At 57.3% G+C, this 16,103-nt stretch carries 14 protein-coding genes; 5 read left to right on the top strand and 9 right to left on the bottom strand.

Annotation, left to right across the window (positions count from 1 at the left end; genetic code table 11):
- Positions 1-24: 24 nt before the first annotated feature.
- Entirely contained in the window at positions 25-387 is a 363-nt protein-coding gene (locus ACR0LD_RS07145) for a MerR family transcriptional regulator (RefSeq protein ID WP_170368241.1), read from the top strand.
- Between the two features lie 51 nt (positions 388-438).
- Here the strand turns inward: ACR0LD_RS07145 and ACR0LD_RS07150 are convergent, their stop codons facing one another.
- The 5 genes from ACR0LD_RS07150 to ACR0LD_RS07170 form a co-directional block, all read right to left on the bottom strand.
- Positions 439-1,170: a proteasome-type protease gene (locus tag ACR0LD_RS07150; RefSeq protein ID WP_170339269.1), complete on the bottom strand. Its 732-nt coding sequence runs from the start codon at positions 1,168-1,170 to the stop codon at positions 439-441.
- Positions 1,171-1,181: 11 nt separating this feature from the next.
- Complete coding sequence (locus ACR0LD_RS07155; RefSeq protein ID WP_170371541.1) at positions 1,182-1,979, bottom strand: transglutaminase family protein; 798 nt, start codon at positions 1,977-1,979, stop codon at positions 1,182-1,184.
- Between the two features lie 3 nt (positions 1,980-1,982).
- Positions 1,983-2,924: an alpha-E domain-containing protein gene (locus ACR0LD_RS07160; protein WP_480636186.1), complete on the bottom strand. Its 942-nt coding sequence runs from the start codon at positions 2,922-2,924 to the stop codon at positions 1,983-1,985.
- 2 nt (positions 2,925-2,926) lie between these two features.
- Complete coding sequence (locus tag ACR0LD_RS07165; protein WP_480636188.1) at positions 2,927-4,345, bottom strand: circularly permuted type 2 ATP-grasp protein; 1,419 nt, start codon at positions 4,343-4,345, stop codon at positions 2,927-2,929.
- A 225-nt stretch (positions 4,346-4,570) separates the two neighbouring features.
- Entirely contained in the window at positions 4,571-5,443 is an 873-nt protein-coding gene (locus tag ACR0LD_RS07170) for a LysR family transcriptional regulator (RefSeq protein WP_480636190.1), read from the bottom strand.
- 120 nt (positions 5,444-5,563) lie between these two features.
- On the opposite strand from ACR0LD_RS07170, the gene ACR0LD_RS07175 reads away from it, so the two are divergent.
- Together ACR0LD_RS07175 and ACR0LD_RS07180 are read left to right on the top strand one after the other, a co-directional pair.
- Positions 5,564-6,436, top strand: coding sequence for a TauD/TfdA dioxygenase family protein (locus ACR0LD_RS07175; RefSeq protein WP_480636191.1), 873 nt, complete (start codon positions 5,564-5,566; stop codon positions 6,434-6,436).
- Between the two features lie 51 nt (positions 6,437-6,487).
- Positions 6,488-7,564, top strand: a complete 1,077-nt coding sequence (locus ACR0LD_RS07180; protein ID WP_480636193.1) for a zinc-binding dehydrogenase — start codon at positions 6,488-6,490, stop codon at positions 7,562-7,564.
- A 159-nt stretch (positions 7,565-7,723) separates the two neighbouring features.
- Here ACR0LD_RS07180 and ACR0LD_RS07185 read toward each other — a convergent pair whose 3' ends face one another.
- A complete protein-coding gene (locus tag ACR0LD_RS07185) occupies positions 7,724-9,283 on the bottom strand; it encodes a fasciclin domain-containing protein (protein ID WP_480636195.1) in 1,560 nt (519 codons plus the stop codon).
- 213 nt (positions 9,284-9,496) lie between these two features.
- On the opposite strand from ACR0LD_RS07185, the gene ACR0LD_RS07190 reads away from it, so the two are divergent.
- Together ACR0LD_RS07190 and ACR0LD_RS07195 are read left to right on the top strand one after the other, a co-directional pair.
- Positions 9,497-11,236, top strand: coding sequence for a type I secretion system permease/ATPase (locus ACR0LD_RS07190; protein ID WP_480636197.1), 1,740 nt, complete (start codon positions 9,497-9,499; stop codon positions 11,234-11,236).
- Positions 11,233-12,558, top strand: a complete 1,326-nt coding sequence (locus ACR0LD_RS07195; RefSeq protein WP_170442219.1) for an HlyD family type I secretion periplasmic adaptor subunit — start codon at positions 11,233-11,235, stop codon at positions 12,556-12,558. Before ACR0LD_RS07190 ends, ACR0LD_RS07195 begins: the two co-directional genes overlap by 4 nt.
- 191 nt (positions 12,559-12,749) lie before the next feature.
- Here ACR0LD_RS07195 and ACR0LD_RS07200 read toward each other — a convergent pair whose 3' ends face one another.
- From ACR0LD_RS07200 to ACR0LD_RS07210, 3 genes are read right to left on the bottom strand one after another with little or no spacing between them, the layout of a single operon-like run.
- Positions 12,750-13,469 (bottom strand): alpha/beta fold hydrolase, encoded by a 720-nt coding sequence (locus ACR0LD_RS07200; protein ID WP_480636199.1) that lies wholly within the window; start codon positions 13,467-13,469, stop codon positions 12,750-12,752.
- On the bottom strand, positions 13,466-15,010 hold the full coding sequence (locus ACR0LD_RS07205) for an ABC transporter permease subunit (protein ID WP_480636201.1): 1,545 nt from the start codon (positions 15,008-15,010) through the stop codon (positions 13,466-13,468). Before ACR0LD_RS07205 ends, ACR0LD_RS07200 begins: the two co-directional genes overlap by 4 nt.
- On the bottom strand, positions 15,007-16,062 hold the full coding sequence (locus tag ACR0LD_RS07210) for a quaternary amine ABC transporter ATP-binding protein (RefSeq protein WP_170357437.1): 1,056 nt from the start codon (positions 16,060-16,062) through the stop codon (positions 15,007-15,009). Before ACR0LD_RS07210 ends, ACR0LD_RS07205 begins: the two co-directional genes overlap by 4 nt.
- Between the last annotated feature and the right edge of the window lie 41 nt (positions 16,063-16,103).

The following is a 16,103-nucleotide window of genomic DNA, read 5'->3' on the forward strand; positions in this document are numbered from 1 at the left end:
CGACAATGGTTGAAGGTCAAGGGCATGAAGATCGGAAAATTGGCAGAAGCCACGGGCGTGTCAGCGTCAAGCATTCGGTTCTACGAAAAACACGGCCTAATCCCACCGCCCGAGCGTCTGGAGAACGGTTATCGCGACTATCCCGACGCAATGATTTCTCGTATCAAAACCATCGCAATGAGCAAGTCGCTTGGCTTTTCTCTGTCGGAAATCAAGCGCTTCCTTCCGGAAGACCCGGAAAACACTATCCCGCGGCCCGAGGTGATCGCGAACCTAAAAAGCAAGTTGGCCGATGTGGATCAAAAGATCAAAGACCTGCACGGGATTCGCCGCGACCTGGACCAGATGATCGCCTATCTGAGTGACCCTGAGTCAAATGGCTGCTGAGGGTCTGGCAGCCTGAAACCTGCGCCCTGCGGGAGCACAAGACTTCGCTCCTCAGGCTTCGTATGCCGGAAGCTTTGACAGGGCGACCTTCAGCGCATCGCCCCACCCTTCGGATATGGTCCGAAAGTACTGATCGTCAGGCTCGAACCTTGAACGCGTGCCGGCCGTAAGGCTGTCTTCCTCATAAAGCAGCAGATCAAGCGGTGCACCGACGGACAAATTGGCCTTGATCGTTGAATCGAAACTGACCAGCAACAGCTTTACCGTTTCGGAAAAGCTCATGTCCGGATCAAACGCACGTACCAGTATGGGGCGGCCGTACTTCGTCTCACCGATCTGAAAGAACGGGGTATCCTCACCGGCCTCGATGAAATTGCCCTCGGGATAGATCAGAAACAGGCGCGACGGGCCGCCTTTGATCTGCCCCCCCAGGATCAGGGTCGCGTGAAAGGCGCTGTCTGCCTGTTGGCCCGCTCGGGAATGCCCCTCGATGACGTCGTTCAGCGTCGCCGCAACCAATTGGGCGACCTGAAACATCGTCGGCGCCTCAAGGATCGACGGCGACCGGTCTTCCGGTGCTTTTGTACGTTCTTCCAGCAGGCTTATGGTGGCTTGGGTGGTCGCCAAGTTGCCAGCCGTCAACAAGGTGATTGAACGGTCGCCTTCGACGGTCCAATTGAACATCTTGTTGAAGGTGGACACGTTGTCGACACCTGCATTCGTGCGCGTGTCCGACATGAAAACCAGTCCGCGGTTCAGCCGCATGCCCACAGCATAGGTCATCAGGTTCTCCGTTACTGCTGTGCGACCTGCAATTGAACCGTCAACTGCTCGCCCGCTGCCCCAATTCTGTTTCCTATTACCGGGGCCGCCTGGGCATAGTCCAGACCGGTTGCGACACGCACGTATCTGTCATCGGGTGAAATCCCGTTGGACACGTCGAATCCAACCCAGCCAAGCCCGTCCAAATGAACCTCGGCCCACGCGTGAGTGGCATCCTGCAATTCGGTTTCGTTCATCATCAGGTAACCCGAGACGTAGCGGGCCGGCACGCCGATCTTTCGCGCGCAAGTGATGAACACATGCGCGTGGTCCTGACACACGCCGCGCCCGGCCTTGAGAGCGTCTTCTGCGCTCCAGTCCGGGTGCGAGCCTCCCACTTCGTAGGAGACCTGAGCCCGAACTCTTTCGGACAGGGCATGCATCCGCTCAAGCGGCTCACCATCCGGCAAAGCGGCGATCACGTCTGCAACACCCTTGCCCGGCGTTGTCAAAGGCGTGCTCCGCTGAAAAAGCCACAACGGCGTCGAGCCCTCGTGACGTCCCAACACACCATGCGTGTCTTCAACCTCGACAACACCTTCGGAGATCAATGAGATGCTTTGGGTATTCGCTTCGAAACTGATCAGTTCCACCGTGTTGCGATGGTAGTCCTCAAAGCTCAGCTCCTTGCGCCCCCCGGTCACTTCGGTGCTCCAAGAGAAGATATTCTGATTGCGGAAGGATTTGGGTGTTTTTCTCAGCTGCTGCAGGCCAAAGGGAACCGGCGCGTCGAAATCGTATCGTGTCTCGTGGCGAATATGCAGTTTCATTGGTCACTCATAGAACCGGTAGTCAACTTCAATCTGGCGGCTCAAGTCTCCGAGATCCTTCAAAAAATCCTGAATGTACTCGTGCAGCCCAAGGTCAAAGATATCGGAAATCTGCCGGTCGAGGTACTTCTCGGACAGCGCATTGGCCGCCGTAACCGACGGCCCCGCAAAGCCATAGTCTTTGCTGAGATAAGAAAGGTTCTCTTGGATTTTCCTGCAGCAGAAATGCAGGCTGCGAGGCATCCGCTGATCGAGGATCAGAAACTGCGCAATTTCCGACGGCCGGGTATTCTGGCCGTGGGTCATGCGATAGCCACCCCCCGCCCCCACGGACCGCAGAATGCTTTCCCATTGGATGTTGTCCAGTGACGAGCCGACCGAAAAGGCCGTCGGCAGAAGAACATAGTACTTCACGTCCAGGATGCGCCCGGTATTGTCGGCCCGCTCGACAAAGGTGCCGATCCGGGTGAAATCAAAAATATCGTTGCGCAGCATGGTCCCTAGCGTCGCACCACGAACCAGAGCCGCCTGTTGACGAATAAGCTCCAGCGTCCCCGGCAGGTCTCTCTCGTTCACGCGGCGCTTCATGGCTTGATCAATCTGCATCCACGTGGCGTTCACCGCGCTCCAGACATCATGGGTCAATGCGGTTCGAACAAGGCGCGCGTTGTCTCGCGCCAGCTTGATGACCGACTTGATCGAGGATGGATTGTCGGCATCTCGCAACATCCAATCCACGGCATTGTCTTTTGAAATCTCATCATATTTGGCGCTGTATCCACCGAAAACGCCGGCTGTTTTCAGAACCGAGCCCCATTCCGCATCGGAATTCTTGGTCCGGGTCAGCGCCATCCTCTGACCTGTTTCAAGCAGTCTGGCCGTGTTTTCCGCCCTCTCAAGATACCGGGACATCCAGAACAACCCGCCAGCAGTTTTTCCCAGCATGGTCAGTCCTCCAGAACCCAGGTGTCTTTGGTCCCGCCGCCTTGGCTTGAATTCACGACCAGGGACCCTTTTTTCAGCGCAACGCGCGTCAGGCCGCCGGGGGTAATCTCGATCCCATCCGGGGACACCAGAACAAACGGCCGCAGATCGACATGCCGGGGGGCAAGTCCCGAACGGGCGAAGATCGGTACTGTCGAGAGAGACAATGTGGGCTGCGCGATATAGTTCGACGGCCGCGACTTGAGCTTGTCACGGAAGGCCGCAATCTCTTTCTTGCTGGCGGTCGGACCGATCAGCATCCCATAGCCGCCCGACCCGTGCACCTCTTTGACGACAAGATCGGACAGGTTGTCCACTACGTAGGAAAGCGACTCGGGGTCGCTGCAGCGCCACGTAGGAACGTTTTTGAGCAGGGGTTTCTCGCCCGTGTAGAACTCAACGATTTCAGGCATGTAGGAATAGATCGCCTTGTCATCGGCAATGCCCGTGCCCGGTGCGTTGGCGATCGTGATGCCCCCGGCCCGATAGACGTCCAGAATGCCGGGTACGCCCAGCGCGCTGTCCGGGTTGAAATTCAGCGGGTCCAGGAAATCGTCGTCAACCCGGCGGTAAAGAACGTCGATTGGTTTGTAACCACGCGTGGTGCGCATGCAGACGCGCCCATCGACAACCCGCAGGTCGTGGCCCTCGACCAGTTCCACGGCCATCTGATCGGCCAGAAACGCATGTTCAAAATAGGCTGAATTGTAGATCCCCGGAGTCAATACCGCGACGGTCGGCTCGCCATCCGCGCAGGCCGGCGCACTGGACGCAAGCGAGCGTCTCAGATTGCGGGGATAATCGGATACATTGCGCACATTCGTGGCGCTGAAAAGCTCGGGGAACATCTTCAGCATGGTTTCCCGGTTCTCGAGCATGTAGCTGACCCCGGACGGCGTACGGGCGTTGTCTTCCAATACAAAGAACTCGTCTGGCCCGGTACGCACCAGATCGACGCCAACCACATGGGTGTAGACCTGCCCCGGCGGTGAGACACCCAGCATCTGCGGCAGGAAGGCTTCGTTGCTGGCAATCATCTCTGCCGGAACGCGACCGGCACGCACGATTTCCTGACGGTGATAGATGTCGTGAAGAAACGCATTGATCGCCCGAACCCGCTGTTCGATGCCACGCTCCAGACGTTGCCATTCGCGTCCTGAAATCACGCGCGGAACGATGTCAAATGGGATCAAACGTTCTTCGGCCTCGGTCTTGCCGTAGACGTTGAAAGTAATCCCCGTCAGCCTGAAAACTTCTTCGGCTTCGCGCTGTTTGGCCCTCAGCCGTGAGACATCTTCCGCATTGAACCAACGTCCGATCTCTTCGTAAGGACCTCTGAGAGATCCGTCGCCGTTGAACATCTCATCAAAATACTCGCTCATACGAGAAGTGTGACGATCAATTCAAACTTTGCAAGTTGTACGGGCTTTTCCAGTTGGCGGCCTATAGATAAATGCACAGTTTTCGAGCGAACAGCAGCCCGGCCGTCGATGACGAAACTGGTTCTGGGTGCAGCGAAAATCATCGCCGTCACTCTACCGGCTTCTGGCTTCACCGACGTGCGGCCACCAAAGCAATCAGGGGCTACGGCTCCGCCAGAGAACCGGCTAAGCTCCCACCGCATCCAGCAGTGCGCTCCGGACTGCGTCTACCATTCTGGCACGGGGTGACATTGCGACACTCGCAAGACCGACGATGCGTCGGGGTCCGAACTGCTCCAGAGGAATTTTTTTGAGCTGTAAATGGTCATAAGACGCCAGACGACTGTCAGGTATGATCGAGACCCCGAGTTCAGCGGCGACCATGCTTGATATTGCCTCAAGGCTTTCAAGCTCCATGGCGTCTTTGACTTCTATACCCATCCTTTGCAACCAGGTCTCGATCTGCCTCCCCACAACCGCGTCGCGAGTGAACCGAATAAACGGCAGTGCGCCGAGAAGCTCTTCGGGAGAAAGGTCCGGAGTGTTTTCCGAGACGAGCAGGACCAGTTTCTCGGTCACGATTTCCGAGAACACCAGCGACTTCGGCAGAATATCCGGGCGTGAGATGATTGCTGCGTGAACCAGCTTGCGGTCCAGCTGCAACAGCAGCTGATTGGTCAAGCCCGGAACAATTCTGACACGCACGTCAGGATGTTCTGACTTCAGCCTTGATAACGCAGCAGGCACCAAACCCGTCAAAGTCGTTGGAACTGCACCCAAGATGATCTCGCCGGCAAGTTCCTTGTCCAATCTCACCTTGTCAGCCAGGCCATCATACGCGGCGACGACCGCCGCCGCTTCTTCAACAAGCATGAGCCCCGCACTGGTCAGTTTGGGTGTCTTGGCCGACCGGTCAAACAAGTCGAGCCCCCACATGACTTCAAGGTTCCGCATCTGATGGCTTACCGCCGACGGCGTCAGATGCTCGGCCTCGGATGCGGCGCGAAAGCTTCCATGCCGATGTATTGCGATCAAAGTTCGCAACGCTCGAATGCTCATCTCAAAGACCTCGCCACCTTCGTCCGGGTTCAGGAAAGGTGAGAGATTTTCACCGATGGATCAAATCATTATCGTTTTTGTTTACATTTTTTGATCTGTACCCTGCGAGAAACAGGCTCAATGAAACAGCGCCCCGAGGTCCCCATGGTTGCCCCAAAGTCCAACACCTACACGTCCATCGTTGCCAAGCCTTTCGCTCCGAACCTCGGCGCCGAGATCTATGGGGTCGATTTGAGCCAGCCTGTGCCCGACGACCAGTTCGCCGAAATCCGCGATGCCTTTCACACCTATCAGGTTCTGTTCTTCAAAGAGCAGAAAGAGATACCGCCTGCGCAGCACATCGAGTTTGGGAAACGCTTCGGGCCGCTCCACGCACACCCCGCAGCCCCAACGATGGAAGGATATCCGGAGATATTCGAGATCCATGCCACCAAAAATTCAAAGGTGGCCAACGGAGAGTTCTGGCACTCGGACGTGTCATGTGATGAGACGCCCCCATTGGGAACAATGCTTCAGATCCACATTGCCCCTCCTTGCGGCGGGGACACCATGTTCAGCGATATGTATGCGGCTTACGATGATCTGTCCGAACCGATCAAAAGCATGCTCGGCGGCCTGTCCGCCCTCCACAGCTCCGAGCACATATACAAGGGCCGGTACAGCGACCGGGGCCAAAAGGACGCCGATATTGATTGCCCCGAAGCAATTCATCCGATCGTCAGAACTCACCCTGAGACAGGGCGAAAATCGCTGTTCGTCAACCGAACGTTCACAACTAAGATTATCGGCTTGTCGGACAAGGAAAGTGAGGCGATCCTCAACATGCTTTTCGAGCATGCCGAACAGATCAACTATCAAATCCGGTTCCGGTGGTCGCTCAACGATATGGCGTTTTGGGACAATCGTTGCTGTATGCATCGTGCCATCTGGGACTATTGGCCCGCGGAACGAAAGGGGCGGCGTGTAACCGTGAAAGGCGACCGACCCGTCTAGTTCTGACGGGACGGGATTTCTGGGTCGAAGAAACCATTTTGGGAGCGCGAAGTGCGAGCTGCAGTCGTCAGAGAGTTCAACGAGGACCTTTCGATTGAAACGGTCCCGGACCCAACCTGCCCCGACAACGGAGTGGTCTTGGAGGTCGCCGCCTGCGGCGTGTGCCGCTCGGACTACCACGGCTGGTCCGGTGCCCACCCGAAAGTTCAAAACGGCTCCATCCTGGGGCACGAATACTGTGGCACCGTGGTCGAGGCCGGGTCCAATGCGAAACACAAAGTGGGTGATCGCCTCATCGCCCCATTCATCCTAGGGTGCGGCAGTTGCCATGCCTGTCAAACCGGAGTGTCGAATACCTGCGCCAACCAGATCGTTCCCGGATTTGGCGCACCGGGCGCCTATGCGGAATATGTTGCGGTGCCCTTTGACCATAACTTGGTTCACTTGCCAGACACACTCTCCCCTGCCCTCGCCGCCGGCCTGGGCTGCCGCGTCACCACCGCATGGCATGCTTTGACGGACCGAGCAGATGTTGCTGCGGGCGAATGGGTTGCCGTCCATGGAACCGGTGGAATTGGTCTGTCCGTTCTCTTGCTTGCGAAAATGCTGGGATGCCGGGTTGTCGTGGTGGATGTGGTCGATGAGAAACTCGAGCACGCAAAACTCCACGGCGCGGACGCGACGGTCAATGCATCCAAAGAGGATGCGGCGACCGCGATCCTGGATATCACCGGTGGAGGAGCGCAGGTTTCCATCGAAGCTCTGGGCATCGAAACAACGACGAACGCTTCGCTGGAGTGCCTCGCGATCTTGGGCCGTCATGTACAGATTGGGATGCCGTCGGGTGAAGGTTGGATGCGCATGAACATGCGCGCGATATATTCCAAACAGCTCTCGGTTTTTGGCACCCGGGGCATGCCGTCCTGGAAGTACCCGCGTCTGCTTGGACTGATCGAGCGGGGTAACGTTGACATACAGCCGATGGTGGCCCGAGAGGTCCGCCTTGAGGATGCCAGCGGTGAGCTTCGCGCGATGCGTGGCCCGACCTCGCCCGGCACCGCCGTAATCACAAGTTTTCGACCTTTATTGGGTGCCTGTGCCTTGCAGGATGCACGCGGACCCAAATAGTTAAAGTATTTAAAAATAATAACTTAAGGCGAGTAACGTCGTTTGCCCGGGCTGTCGCCACACACACGCCAAAACACTGTTCCCGAAAAATATTGTGAAGCCGTTTCAACAAGAAAAGCCCGCCCAAACAGTTTTGGTCGGTCCAGGCGGGCTTGCCTATCAGAGAATGAAATCACCTTCGTCTAGGCTGCTTGCGCGGACGCCGAACAACGAGATTTCCGTGTCTCCCAAATCGATCTTGGTCTTGAAGAAACGGCCGCTGATCGCATCCTCGACTTCCTCGTAATCTGTGAAGCCATAGGCGCTGAGGTCGATCTTGTCGCGACCTGCACGAAAGCCGAACACAGTGTCATGACCGCCGCCTTGTTCGAAGACGAAGCTGTCAGAGCCCGAGCCGCCGATGAGTTTGTCGTTTCCGGCGCCGCCCGCGATCTCGTCGTTTCCGCGGCCGCCGAAGATGATGTCGTTTCCACCCTCGCCGTTCAGGGTGTCGTCACCCTTACCGCCGAAAACTTTGTCCCGACCGTCACCGGCGAGAACCAGATCGTCACCACTTCCTGCGAAAACGATATCGTTGCCGCCTTTGGCATCGATCAGGTCATTGTCCCGACCTGTGCGGATAACTTCGCGACCGTCGTCGCCGATGACGAAATCGACTGCCCCTGAACCGTCAGATTGCAGCAGATCGGCGGGCAGCAGAACGCCGTTCAATACATGGATCACACCGTTCGACGCCTGAATGTCGGTCGCGATGAGGCTTGGATCCTGAACGTCCGGATCGGCATCGACCAGGGTAAGGGTCTCGGCATCCACACCAATCGTGCCGCCCTGGAGCGTTTCGATTTCCTCAGACGCCAGAACCTGGCTGGCCTGCAGGCTTTCACCCGAGACATGGTATGTCAGCACCGTCGTCAACAGCTCGATGGGATCGTTTCCGCCGTTGAGCAAACGCAGTGCGTCAACAAGATATGCAAACGCTCCGCCCTCATCGCTGCCTTCGTATCCCAGTGAGTTCGAGAGCGCGATAAACGCGTCATCGGTCGGCGCGAAGGCGGTAAGGTCGGCATTCGGGTCATTAAGGGCGCCCGCCAGATCAGCCGCGATCAGAGCTTCTCGGAGAATGTCGAAATCACCTCCGTTTTCGTCAAAGCCGGATGCGCCGCTTACCGCCAGAACGGTTTCCGTAATCGTCGGGGCGTCATTGCCTGGCAGATCGATCGGCAGCAGAACGCGATCAATCACGTGGACCACGCCATTGTCCGCCATGATGTCTGTCTGCACCAGCGACGGATTGATGAGGTCCGGCTCCAGATCGCCAAGTGTCGGCAGTTCAGACGCGTCGATCACTCCGCCCTGAAGTGAGGTCACCGAACCCGCCGACGCAATCTCGGACGACCCTTGGGCGCCTGCTGCAACATGATAGGTGACGATCGTCTCAAGCAGCGTTGCGGTTTCCACCGGATCTTCGTTCAGAGAGGTCAGAAATGCGGTTACGGCTGCGGTGTCAGTGACGTCGCCCGCAAAACCCAGATCAGCTGCAAGCTGCCCGAATGCCGCGTTTGTCGGGGCAAAAACCGTGTAGGTCGCAGAAGGGTCACCGGCAGTTCCACTGAGGACACCAAGGTAGTCAGTCCCCTTCTGGTCATCGATAAAACCTATTGCTGCGACAAGAATGCTAAAGCTTGGATTTCCTGCGGCAATTCCTGCAATTGTCGTCATATTTTCCTCCACCTGAGATTTGCAAGCCAACGATTGGCTTACCGCTGGTACGGAGCGCACAGGCCGTTCGGATCAAATATTTTTGAGTCACGATGTGTCCCCGGCGGTAGCGCGTAGATCGTTTCCGCACCCACTGAGGCCGAAACCAAAAAACAAATCCAACCGGATCAGATCAGCGTATCGGTCATCAGTTGAGAGCAAAGGTGACGGCCAATGGGAAAACCCAAATTCGTATTTGAAACGGGGCGTCAGGAACTTCGCCAAGTGCGTCGGGAAAGCTGGCGGCTGTACGTTTTTGTCGGTGTTCTCAGTTGCTTCACCAACCTTCTGATGCTGACCGGGCCATTGTATATGCTGCAGGTATACGACCGGGTTTTGGGCAGCCGATCGGTGGAAACGCTGGTCGCTCTCTCGGTGCTTGTTGCGTTCTTGTACGGCATTCTGGGCCTGCTTGAATATGCTCGGGGGAGGGTTTTCGGACGCGTCGCGGCCCGATTCCAGGCACGGCTTGACCGTCGGGTATTCGAGGCGGTGCAGCGCAAAGCCTCGGTCGCTCCGGACGATCAAACGGAAACCGGCCTGCGCGATCTTGAGGCTGTTCAGCGGCTTCTGTCTTCTCCGGTTCCAATGGCCTTTTTCGACGTGTTTTGGACTCCCGTTTTCCTCTTGGGCATCTGGATATTCCACCCTTGGCTTGGTGCTGTCGCTGCGCTGGGTGGCTTGGTCATCTTGGCACTGACCGGCTTGAACCGAGTCTTTTCGGCACGCCCCATGTCGAATGCCAGCCGTGCTGTCGCCTCGTCCGAAGCAATGTCCAACCAGCTGCGGAACGAAGCCGAAATCGTTGAGGCGATGGGTATGCGCGATGCGACCTACACGCGGTGGAAGACGTTGCGCGACCGGGCGCTGAAGGAGCAGATCCGCTCGGCTGATGTAAGCGGCAGCTTTGCCAACGTAACAAAGACTTTCCGGTTGTTTCTGCAGTCAGCCATCCTTGGTGTTGGTGCATTTCTTGTGCTTCAGGGGGAACTGACTGCAGGCGCAATGATTGCAAGCTCAATCCTGCTGGGCCGGGCGCTGGCACCGATGGAGCAGCTTGTGGCGCAATGGCAGTTGGTTCAGACCGCAAAAAGGGGCTGGGATAGTGTGGCCGAACTGCTCGGCACCGTACCGCCCGAACGTGTGAATACGCGACTGCCGAAACCCAAGGCCAAGTTGGTTGTTCAAAACCTGACCGTATTTCCGCCGAACTCACGGCAAGCCGCTCTGAAATCCGTTTCGTTCAACGTGAACCCCGGCGAAGCGGTTGGCTTGATTGGGTCGTCCGGCGCGGGGAAGTCCACACTCGCCAGATCCTTGACTGGCGTATGGCGTCCGCACAGCGGCACGATCCGGCTGGATGGCGCCGCGCTGGATCAATACGGCTCGACCGAACTTGGCAGCCTCATCGGCTATCTTCCGCAGCGGTTTCAGCTGTTTGACGGCACGATTGCCGAAAACATCGCCCGAATGGCGCCCGAGCCGGACGATGCCGCCGTCGTGGCAGCCGCAAAGAAAGCAGATGCGCATGAGATGATACTGCGGCTCGCTGATGGCTATGACACCAACGTGTCGGCGAACGGAGGGCAGCTGTCCGGTGGTCAGATGCAGCGTATCGGCCTTGCCCGCGCCATGTACGGCGACCCCGTTCTGCTCGTGCTGGACGAACCCAATTCAAACCTCGACGTCGAAGGCAGTGCCGCGGTCAATCGCGCAATTGAAGAGTTCAAGGCAAACGGAAAATCCGTGTTGATCGTGGCCCACCGGCCGGCCGCAATTCAGGAATGCGACAAGCTGATAATGCTTGATAACGGCACCGTCCGGGACTTCGGCGCCAAGAAAGACGTTCTCCGGAAACTCGTTATCAACCACGAACAAATCGCAAAAACCGCCAGACAGGGAGGCCTGAAATGAAACCGGAACGGTCCGACGTAAACTCGTCTGTTTTCTGGTCAGCGCGCGGACCAGTGCTCGTGGGTCTTGCGGGCTTGATACTGTTGCTCGGGGGCTTTGGATATTGGTCCTTCACGACCAATATTGCCGGGGCAATCGTTGCCAGCGGTCGAATTGAAGTTGATCAAAATCAACAGGTTGTGGAACACCCCGATGGCGGCGTGGTGGCCGAGATACTTGTCGACGAAGGGTCCTTGGTCGAGGCCGGTGATGTTCTGATCAAGCTGGCGTCCAATGACCTTGCCACCAAATTGGCGATCGCCGAAAAAGAGCTTTACGAGCTCATGGCCCGCCGTGGTCGTCTTGAGGCGGAAAGAGACGGAACCGAAGAAATTCGCTTTGACCCCATACTTCAGCAAGCCGCATCTTTGGACATCGACATCGCGGACTTGGTCTATGGGCAGGAACGATTGTTTGTGGCGCGCAAGGAATCCATCGCGCAGGAGATTGATCAGCAACTCAAAAGAGTTGGTCAGATCGACAGTCAGATTGTCGGGATTGATGCTCAAAAACTGGCGCTTGCCACCCAACTGGACCTGATACGAAAGGAACTGACGGATCAGGAATCCTTGTTTGAACGCGGATTGGCCCCCGCATCCCGCGTTCTGTCATTGCAACGGGAAGAAGCACGCTTGAGCGGCACGATGGGTGATCTGACTGCCCGTATCGCGGAATCCGAGGGGCGAAAGACCGAAATCGAGATTCAAATCCTCAAGTTGCAAAGCAAACGCCGCGAAGATGCCATTACCCGCCTCAGGGACCTGCGGTATCGGGAACTGGAATTACGCGAGGAAACGACGAATATCGCAGAGCGTATCGCCAACCTTGAAATCACGGCGCCGGTCTCTGGGGTCGTACATGGATTGAACATCTTCAGCCTTGGCGCGGTTGTGAAACCGGCTGAACCGGTATTGTACCTCGTTCCGCAGGATCGTCCGCTGATCATAAGTGCCCGCGTCGACCCCATTCACGTTGACCAGATGTTCGTCGGACAAGATGTCGTTTTGCGCTTTTCGGCCATGGATCAGCGCAAGACGCCCGAATTGACAGGACGGGTCACCCTGGTTTCTGCGGATGCGTTCGAGGAAGCTTCGACAAACCAGACCTACTACACGGCCGAGATCGCACTGAATGCCGGAGAGCAGAAAAAACTGCCCGCGGAAACACCTCTGGTCCCTGGAATGCCGGTCGAAACCTTCATACGGACGCAGGACAGAACACCGATTGCCTACCTTATCAAACCGTTCAGCGACTACTTTGCGAAAGCATTTCGTGAGACTTGAGTGTGGGCCCCGTGTCGCCGTCAAATCGAGCCACGAGCGGGTCACTAAGGTTATCTGGCCCAGTGTGGGAAACCCGTGCGCTGCGACCGGCACGAAGTAAACCCGCTTGGCTCTTGAATAAACGCCAGGGAAACTTCAACAGTCTGAGCGCGGCTATCTCCTGCAGGGCACCCTGCCGCCTTGAGCGCCCATCACTCCAGAAAGTCGGAGACCAGACGCTGGAAGAGTTCAGGCTTCTCGGCGTGAACCGCATGGGCGCAACCCGGCACGACCGCAAGCGAGGTCTTGGGGATTTCTTGCCAAAGCATATGCGTCTGGCTCCACGGATATGTCCGATCCCGATCGCCCCAAAGCACAAGTGTTTCCTGCCGGATTTGGCTGAGGTTCTGCTCTCCGGACCAGGAGTGCATCGCGTCCAGGCCGGCGTTTATTGCAGCCAGTTTGCTTTGCGCGGCGACAGCGGCGCAGTGCTCAAACCCTTGTGCGGCTTCACGATCCAGAAACCAAGTTGCAGAGATCCTATGGGCAGTTGCGGCGGGGCCGTCCTCTGCCGCACGCTTTTTGCTTTCCTCAATGGTCTCGAACCGCCCGGGTAAAACGCCAATCGCGCCGGTTGCGTACAACACCAATCGGTCCACCCTTTCAAAATCCCGGCGGGCAATTTCCTGAGCGATCATGCCGCCCATCGAATGGCCCAGAAGATGAAACATCCCCAGCCTGAGGTCGCGGAGGTGCTGGATCACCCAATCCGCATACCCGCCAATACTGTCGATGGGAGGCAGATGGGCATTTGCTCCGAATCCGGGCAGATCAACCGCCACCACGGAAAACTGGTTTTCAAGGGGGGTGACGTAAGCATTCCATTGCGCACTGCCCCCCATGAAACCATGAACGAGTACCAGCGGCGTCACTTTCTTTGGCCCTGAACAATCCGATCAAGGATCATCGCGCAAAAGAGTATGGCAAAGCCCGCCAGTATCCCCTGGCCTACATTGGCGTATTGCAGCGCCTCAAGAACGTCCTCACCCAGTCCTTTGGCGCCAATCAGCGAGGCCACGACAACCATAGCCAGCGAGAGCATGATCGTCTGGTTGATACCCGCACGGATCGAAGGGCCGGCAAGGGGCAGATCGACTTTTGTGAGCAGATACAACTTGTTGGCGCCAAAACTGATCGCGGCTTCACGCACGCTTTCCGGAACGCCACGCAGACCCAAAACGGTAAGGCGCACAACGGGCGTCCCGCCGAAGATCATCGTGACGATGACAGCCGCCGGCTTGCCAACACCAAAAAAGGCGATCACCGGTACCATGAAAACGAAGGCAGGCATGGTCTGCATAAAGTCCATGATCGGCTGGATCACGGCGTAAAACCGCGGGCGGCGGGCCGAAAACATGCCCAGCGGAATGCCTATCACGATGGATAGCAGCGCAGCGGTTCCCAAGAGCGCCAGGGTCGTCATGGCTTTTTCCCAGAAACCAAGAACACCCATATAGGCCAGGAAAGCTCCGGACCAGATCGCCATGCGCAGGCCCGCCGTAAGCCATGTCAGCAATACGATAAGGGCAGCGACGACGATCCAAGGGGTCTGAACCAAGGCCACTTCCATTGCATCCAGTAGCCAGCGAATGGCGGAGGTGAGAGCCTCAAAGAAAGTCACGCTATTGGCGACGCACCAGGCGATGAAGTCCTCGACCGCATCAATACTGGCCAGTCGGATCGAGTTTTCGGTTGGAAACGCGCTGAGAAACTCGAACCGCCCCGGGAAACTGTAGTGGACCATTGCCGTCGCCACGAGCAGCACCATGAATGCTGCGCTGAAGACGATCTGGCTCACCGGCATGCCAGAGCGGATGGTTCGATCCGACAGCCAGTCCGAAAACCGGGACTCAAGCGCCCAATTTGCGACAATTGCCTGCACCAACTTGGCGACGATCAGAATTGAAAATCCCGCCAGTACAATTGACGGCCCTTGCGCGGCAAGTGTCTCGGCCTCAACGCGGAAGCCTTCGATATTGGCCTCCAGGGCGTCAATCTGGCGCTGGATCGCGGCCGCACGATCTGATCCGCTCTCCTCCGCCGCGGCAAGCTGTCTATAACGGAGATCGAGGGTCCCTTCGATGGAAGCCACACGCGCAAGGGCATCCGCCCCCAAGTCTCCGAACAAACCCCGCGCGATCTGCACGAACCCAATCGCCTCGACGACAAGAAAGGCCAAGGCCCACGACCAGAGCCCGCGCGCACCGAACCAAATAGGACCGAAGAGCCCGGCCATTACGTTGAATGTTGCGGTAAAGCGTGCCGAGGCTCCGATCTTGTCAAAATTCCGGATGTAATAGTCAGGGCTAGTGCGCACGAAGGTGCGAATGTTTTCGCGTCGTTCCTCGGCGTATGCTTTGGCGGCGGCGCTGTCAGTATCTTCAAGGGGGTTCACACCAAGATCTTCGCTCATGACATCTCTGTCCCTTCGATCACGGTGCGCAACAGATCTGCACGCGTGATGACGCCTCTGTCCACACCGCCTTCCGTCACCAATACGGGTCGGTCGTCTTCGATAGCCCGCGTAATCAGGGCAGACAGCGTCTCATTATGGTCCACTCGCGCAGTGTCAGCCGGCAGCGGGCCGTGCCTGGCGAGATAGGTGTCCAAGGGCTGCATCGCCGCATGGGCATGCACGACCTTCAACCGCGAGATCCCCGCGACGAAATCGGCGACGTAATCATCGGCGGGATGCATTACAATCTCCTCGGCAGATCCGATCTGCACCATCTTTCCGTCACGCATGATGGCAATCCGGTCTCCGATGCGGACGGCCTCATCAAGGTCATGAGTGATGAAGATCGTCGTTTTCTTCAGGATCTTCGACAGCCGTATGAATTCATCCTGCAACTGCCGCCGGATCAGCGGATCAAGTGCTGAAAAGGGCTCATCCATCAACAGGACATCCGGGTTGGCGGCAAGAGCGCGGGCAAGACCCACACGCTGCTGCATTCCGCCAGAAAGTTCATGGGCGAATTTTGACCCCCATGCACCCAATTCCACGATGTCGAGAATGGCCGCCGCCTGCCGCATTCGCTCGTTCTTGGCGACTTGACGGATTTCCAGCGGCATCGCCACGTTGTCCAAAACCGAACGATGGGGCATCAGCGCAAAGTTCTGGAACACCATTCCGATTTTGCGGTTGCGAAAGTCTTGCAGGTCTTTGGTACCGAGCGCCATGACGTCTGTACCTTCAATCTCGATCTTGCCCGATGTGGGCTCGAGCAGTCGATTGAAGTGGCGCACAAGTGTGGATTTTCCGCTGCCGGACAGGCCCATGATGCAGAAAATCTCACCGCGCTTGACGCTAAGGCTGACATCGGCGACGCCGACAACCACATTGAATTCAGCCAGGACTTCGGCCTTGGTCAGGCCGCGCGCGCGGATAGCCTCGAGAGCCGCCAAAGGTCTTGCTCCGAAGATCTTCCAGACATTTGAGATATCGACAACAGTCTCGTCGCTCATCCGCCCACCCCTGCGTTATTCGTGAAGGGGCAAGACCTTAC

Source organism: Ruegeria sp. BF8, from assembly GCF_056538625.1.

Excerpts from the sequence above, each read along its gene's own strand:
- ACR0LD_RS07145 (WP_170368241.1), top strand. The coding sequence starts at position 25 with ATGAAGATCGGAAAATTGGCAGAAGCCACGGGCGTGTCAGCGTCAAGC.
- ACR0LD_RS07150 (WP_170339269.1), bottom strand. The coding sequence starts at position 1,170 with ATGACCTATGCTGTGGGCATGCGGCTGAACCGCGGACTGGTTTTCATG.
- ACR0LD_RS07155 (WP_170371541.1), bottom strand. The coding sequence starts at position 1,979 with ATGAAACTGCATATTCGCCACGAGACACGATACGATTTCGACGCGCCG.
- ACR0LD_RS07160 (WP_480636186.1), bottom strand. The coding sequence starts at position 2,924 with ATGCTGGGAAAAACTGCTGGCGGGTTGTTCTGGATGTCCCGGTATCTT.
- ACR0LD_RS07165 (WP_480636188.1), bottom strand. The coding sequence starts at position 4,345 with ATGAGCGAGTATTTTGATGAGATGTTCAACGGCGACGGATCTCTCAGA.
- ACR0LD_RS07170 (WP_480636190.1), bottom strand. The coding sequence starts at position 5,443 with ATGAGCATTCGAGCGTTGCGAACTTTGATCGCAATACATCGGCATGGA.
- ACR0LD_RS07175 (WP_480636191.1), top strand. The coding sequence starts at position 5,564 with ATGAAACAGCGCCCCGAGGTCCCCATGGTTGCCCCAAAGTCCAACACC.
- ACR0LD_RS07185 (WP_480636195.1), bottom strand. The coding sequence starts at position 9,283 with ATGACGACAATTGCAGGAATTGCCGCAGGAAATCCAAGCTTTAGCATT.
- ACR0LD_RS07190 (WP_480636197.1), top strand. The coding sequence starts at position 9,497 with ATGGGAAAACCCAAATTCGTATTTGAAACGGGGCGTCAGGAACTTCGC.
- ACR0LD_RS07195 (WP_170442219.1), top strand. The coding sequence starts at position 11,233 with ATGAAACCGGAACGGTCCGACGTAAACTCGTCTGTTTTCTGGTCAGCG.
- ACR0LD_RS07205 (WP_480636201.1), bottom strand. The coding sequence starts at position 15,010 with ATGAGCGAAGATCTTGGTGTGAACCCCCTTGAAGATACTGACAGCGCC.
- ACR0LD_RS07210 (WP_170357437.1), bottom strand. The coding sequence starts at position 16,062 with ATGAGCGACGAGACTGTTGTCGATATCTCAAATGTCTGGAAGATCTTC.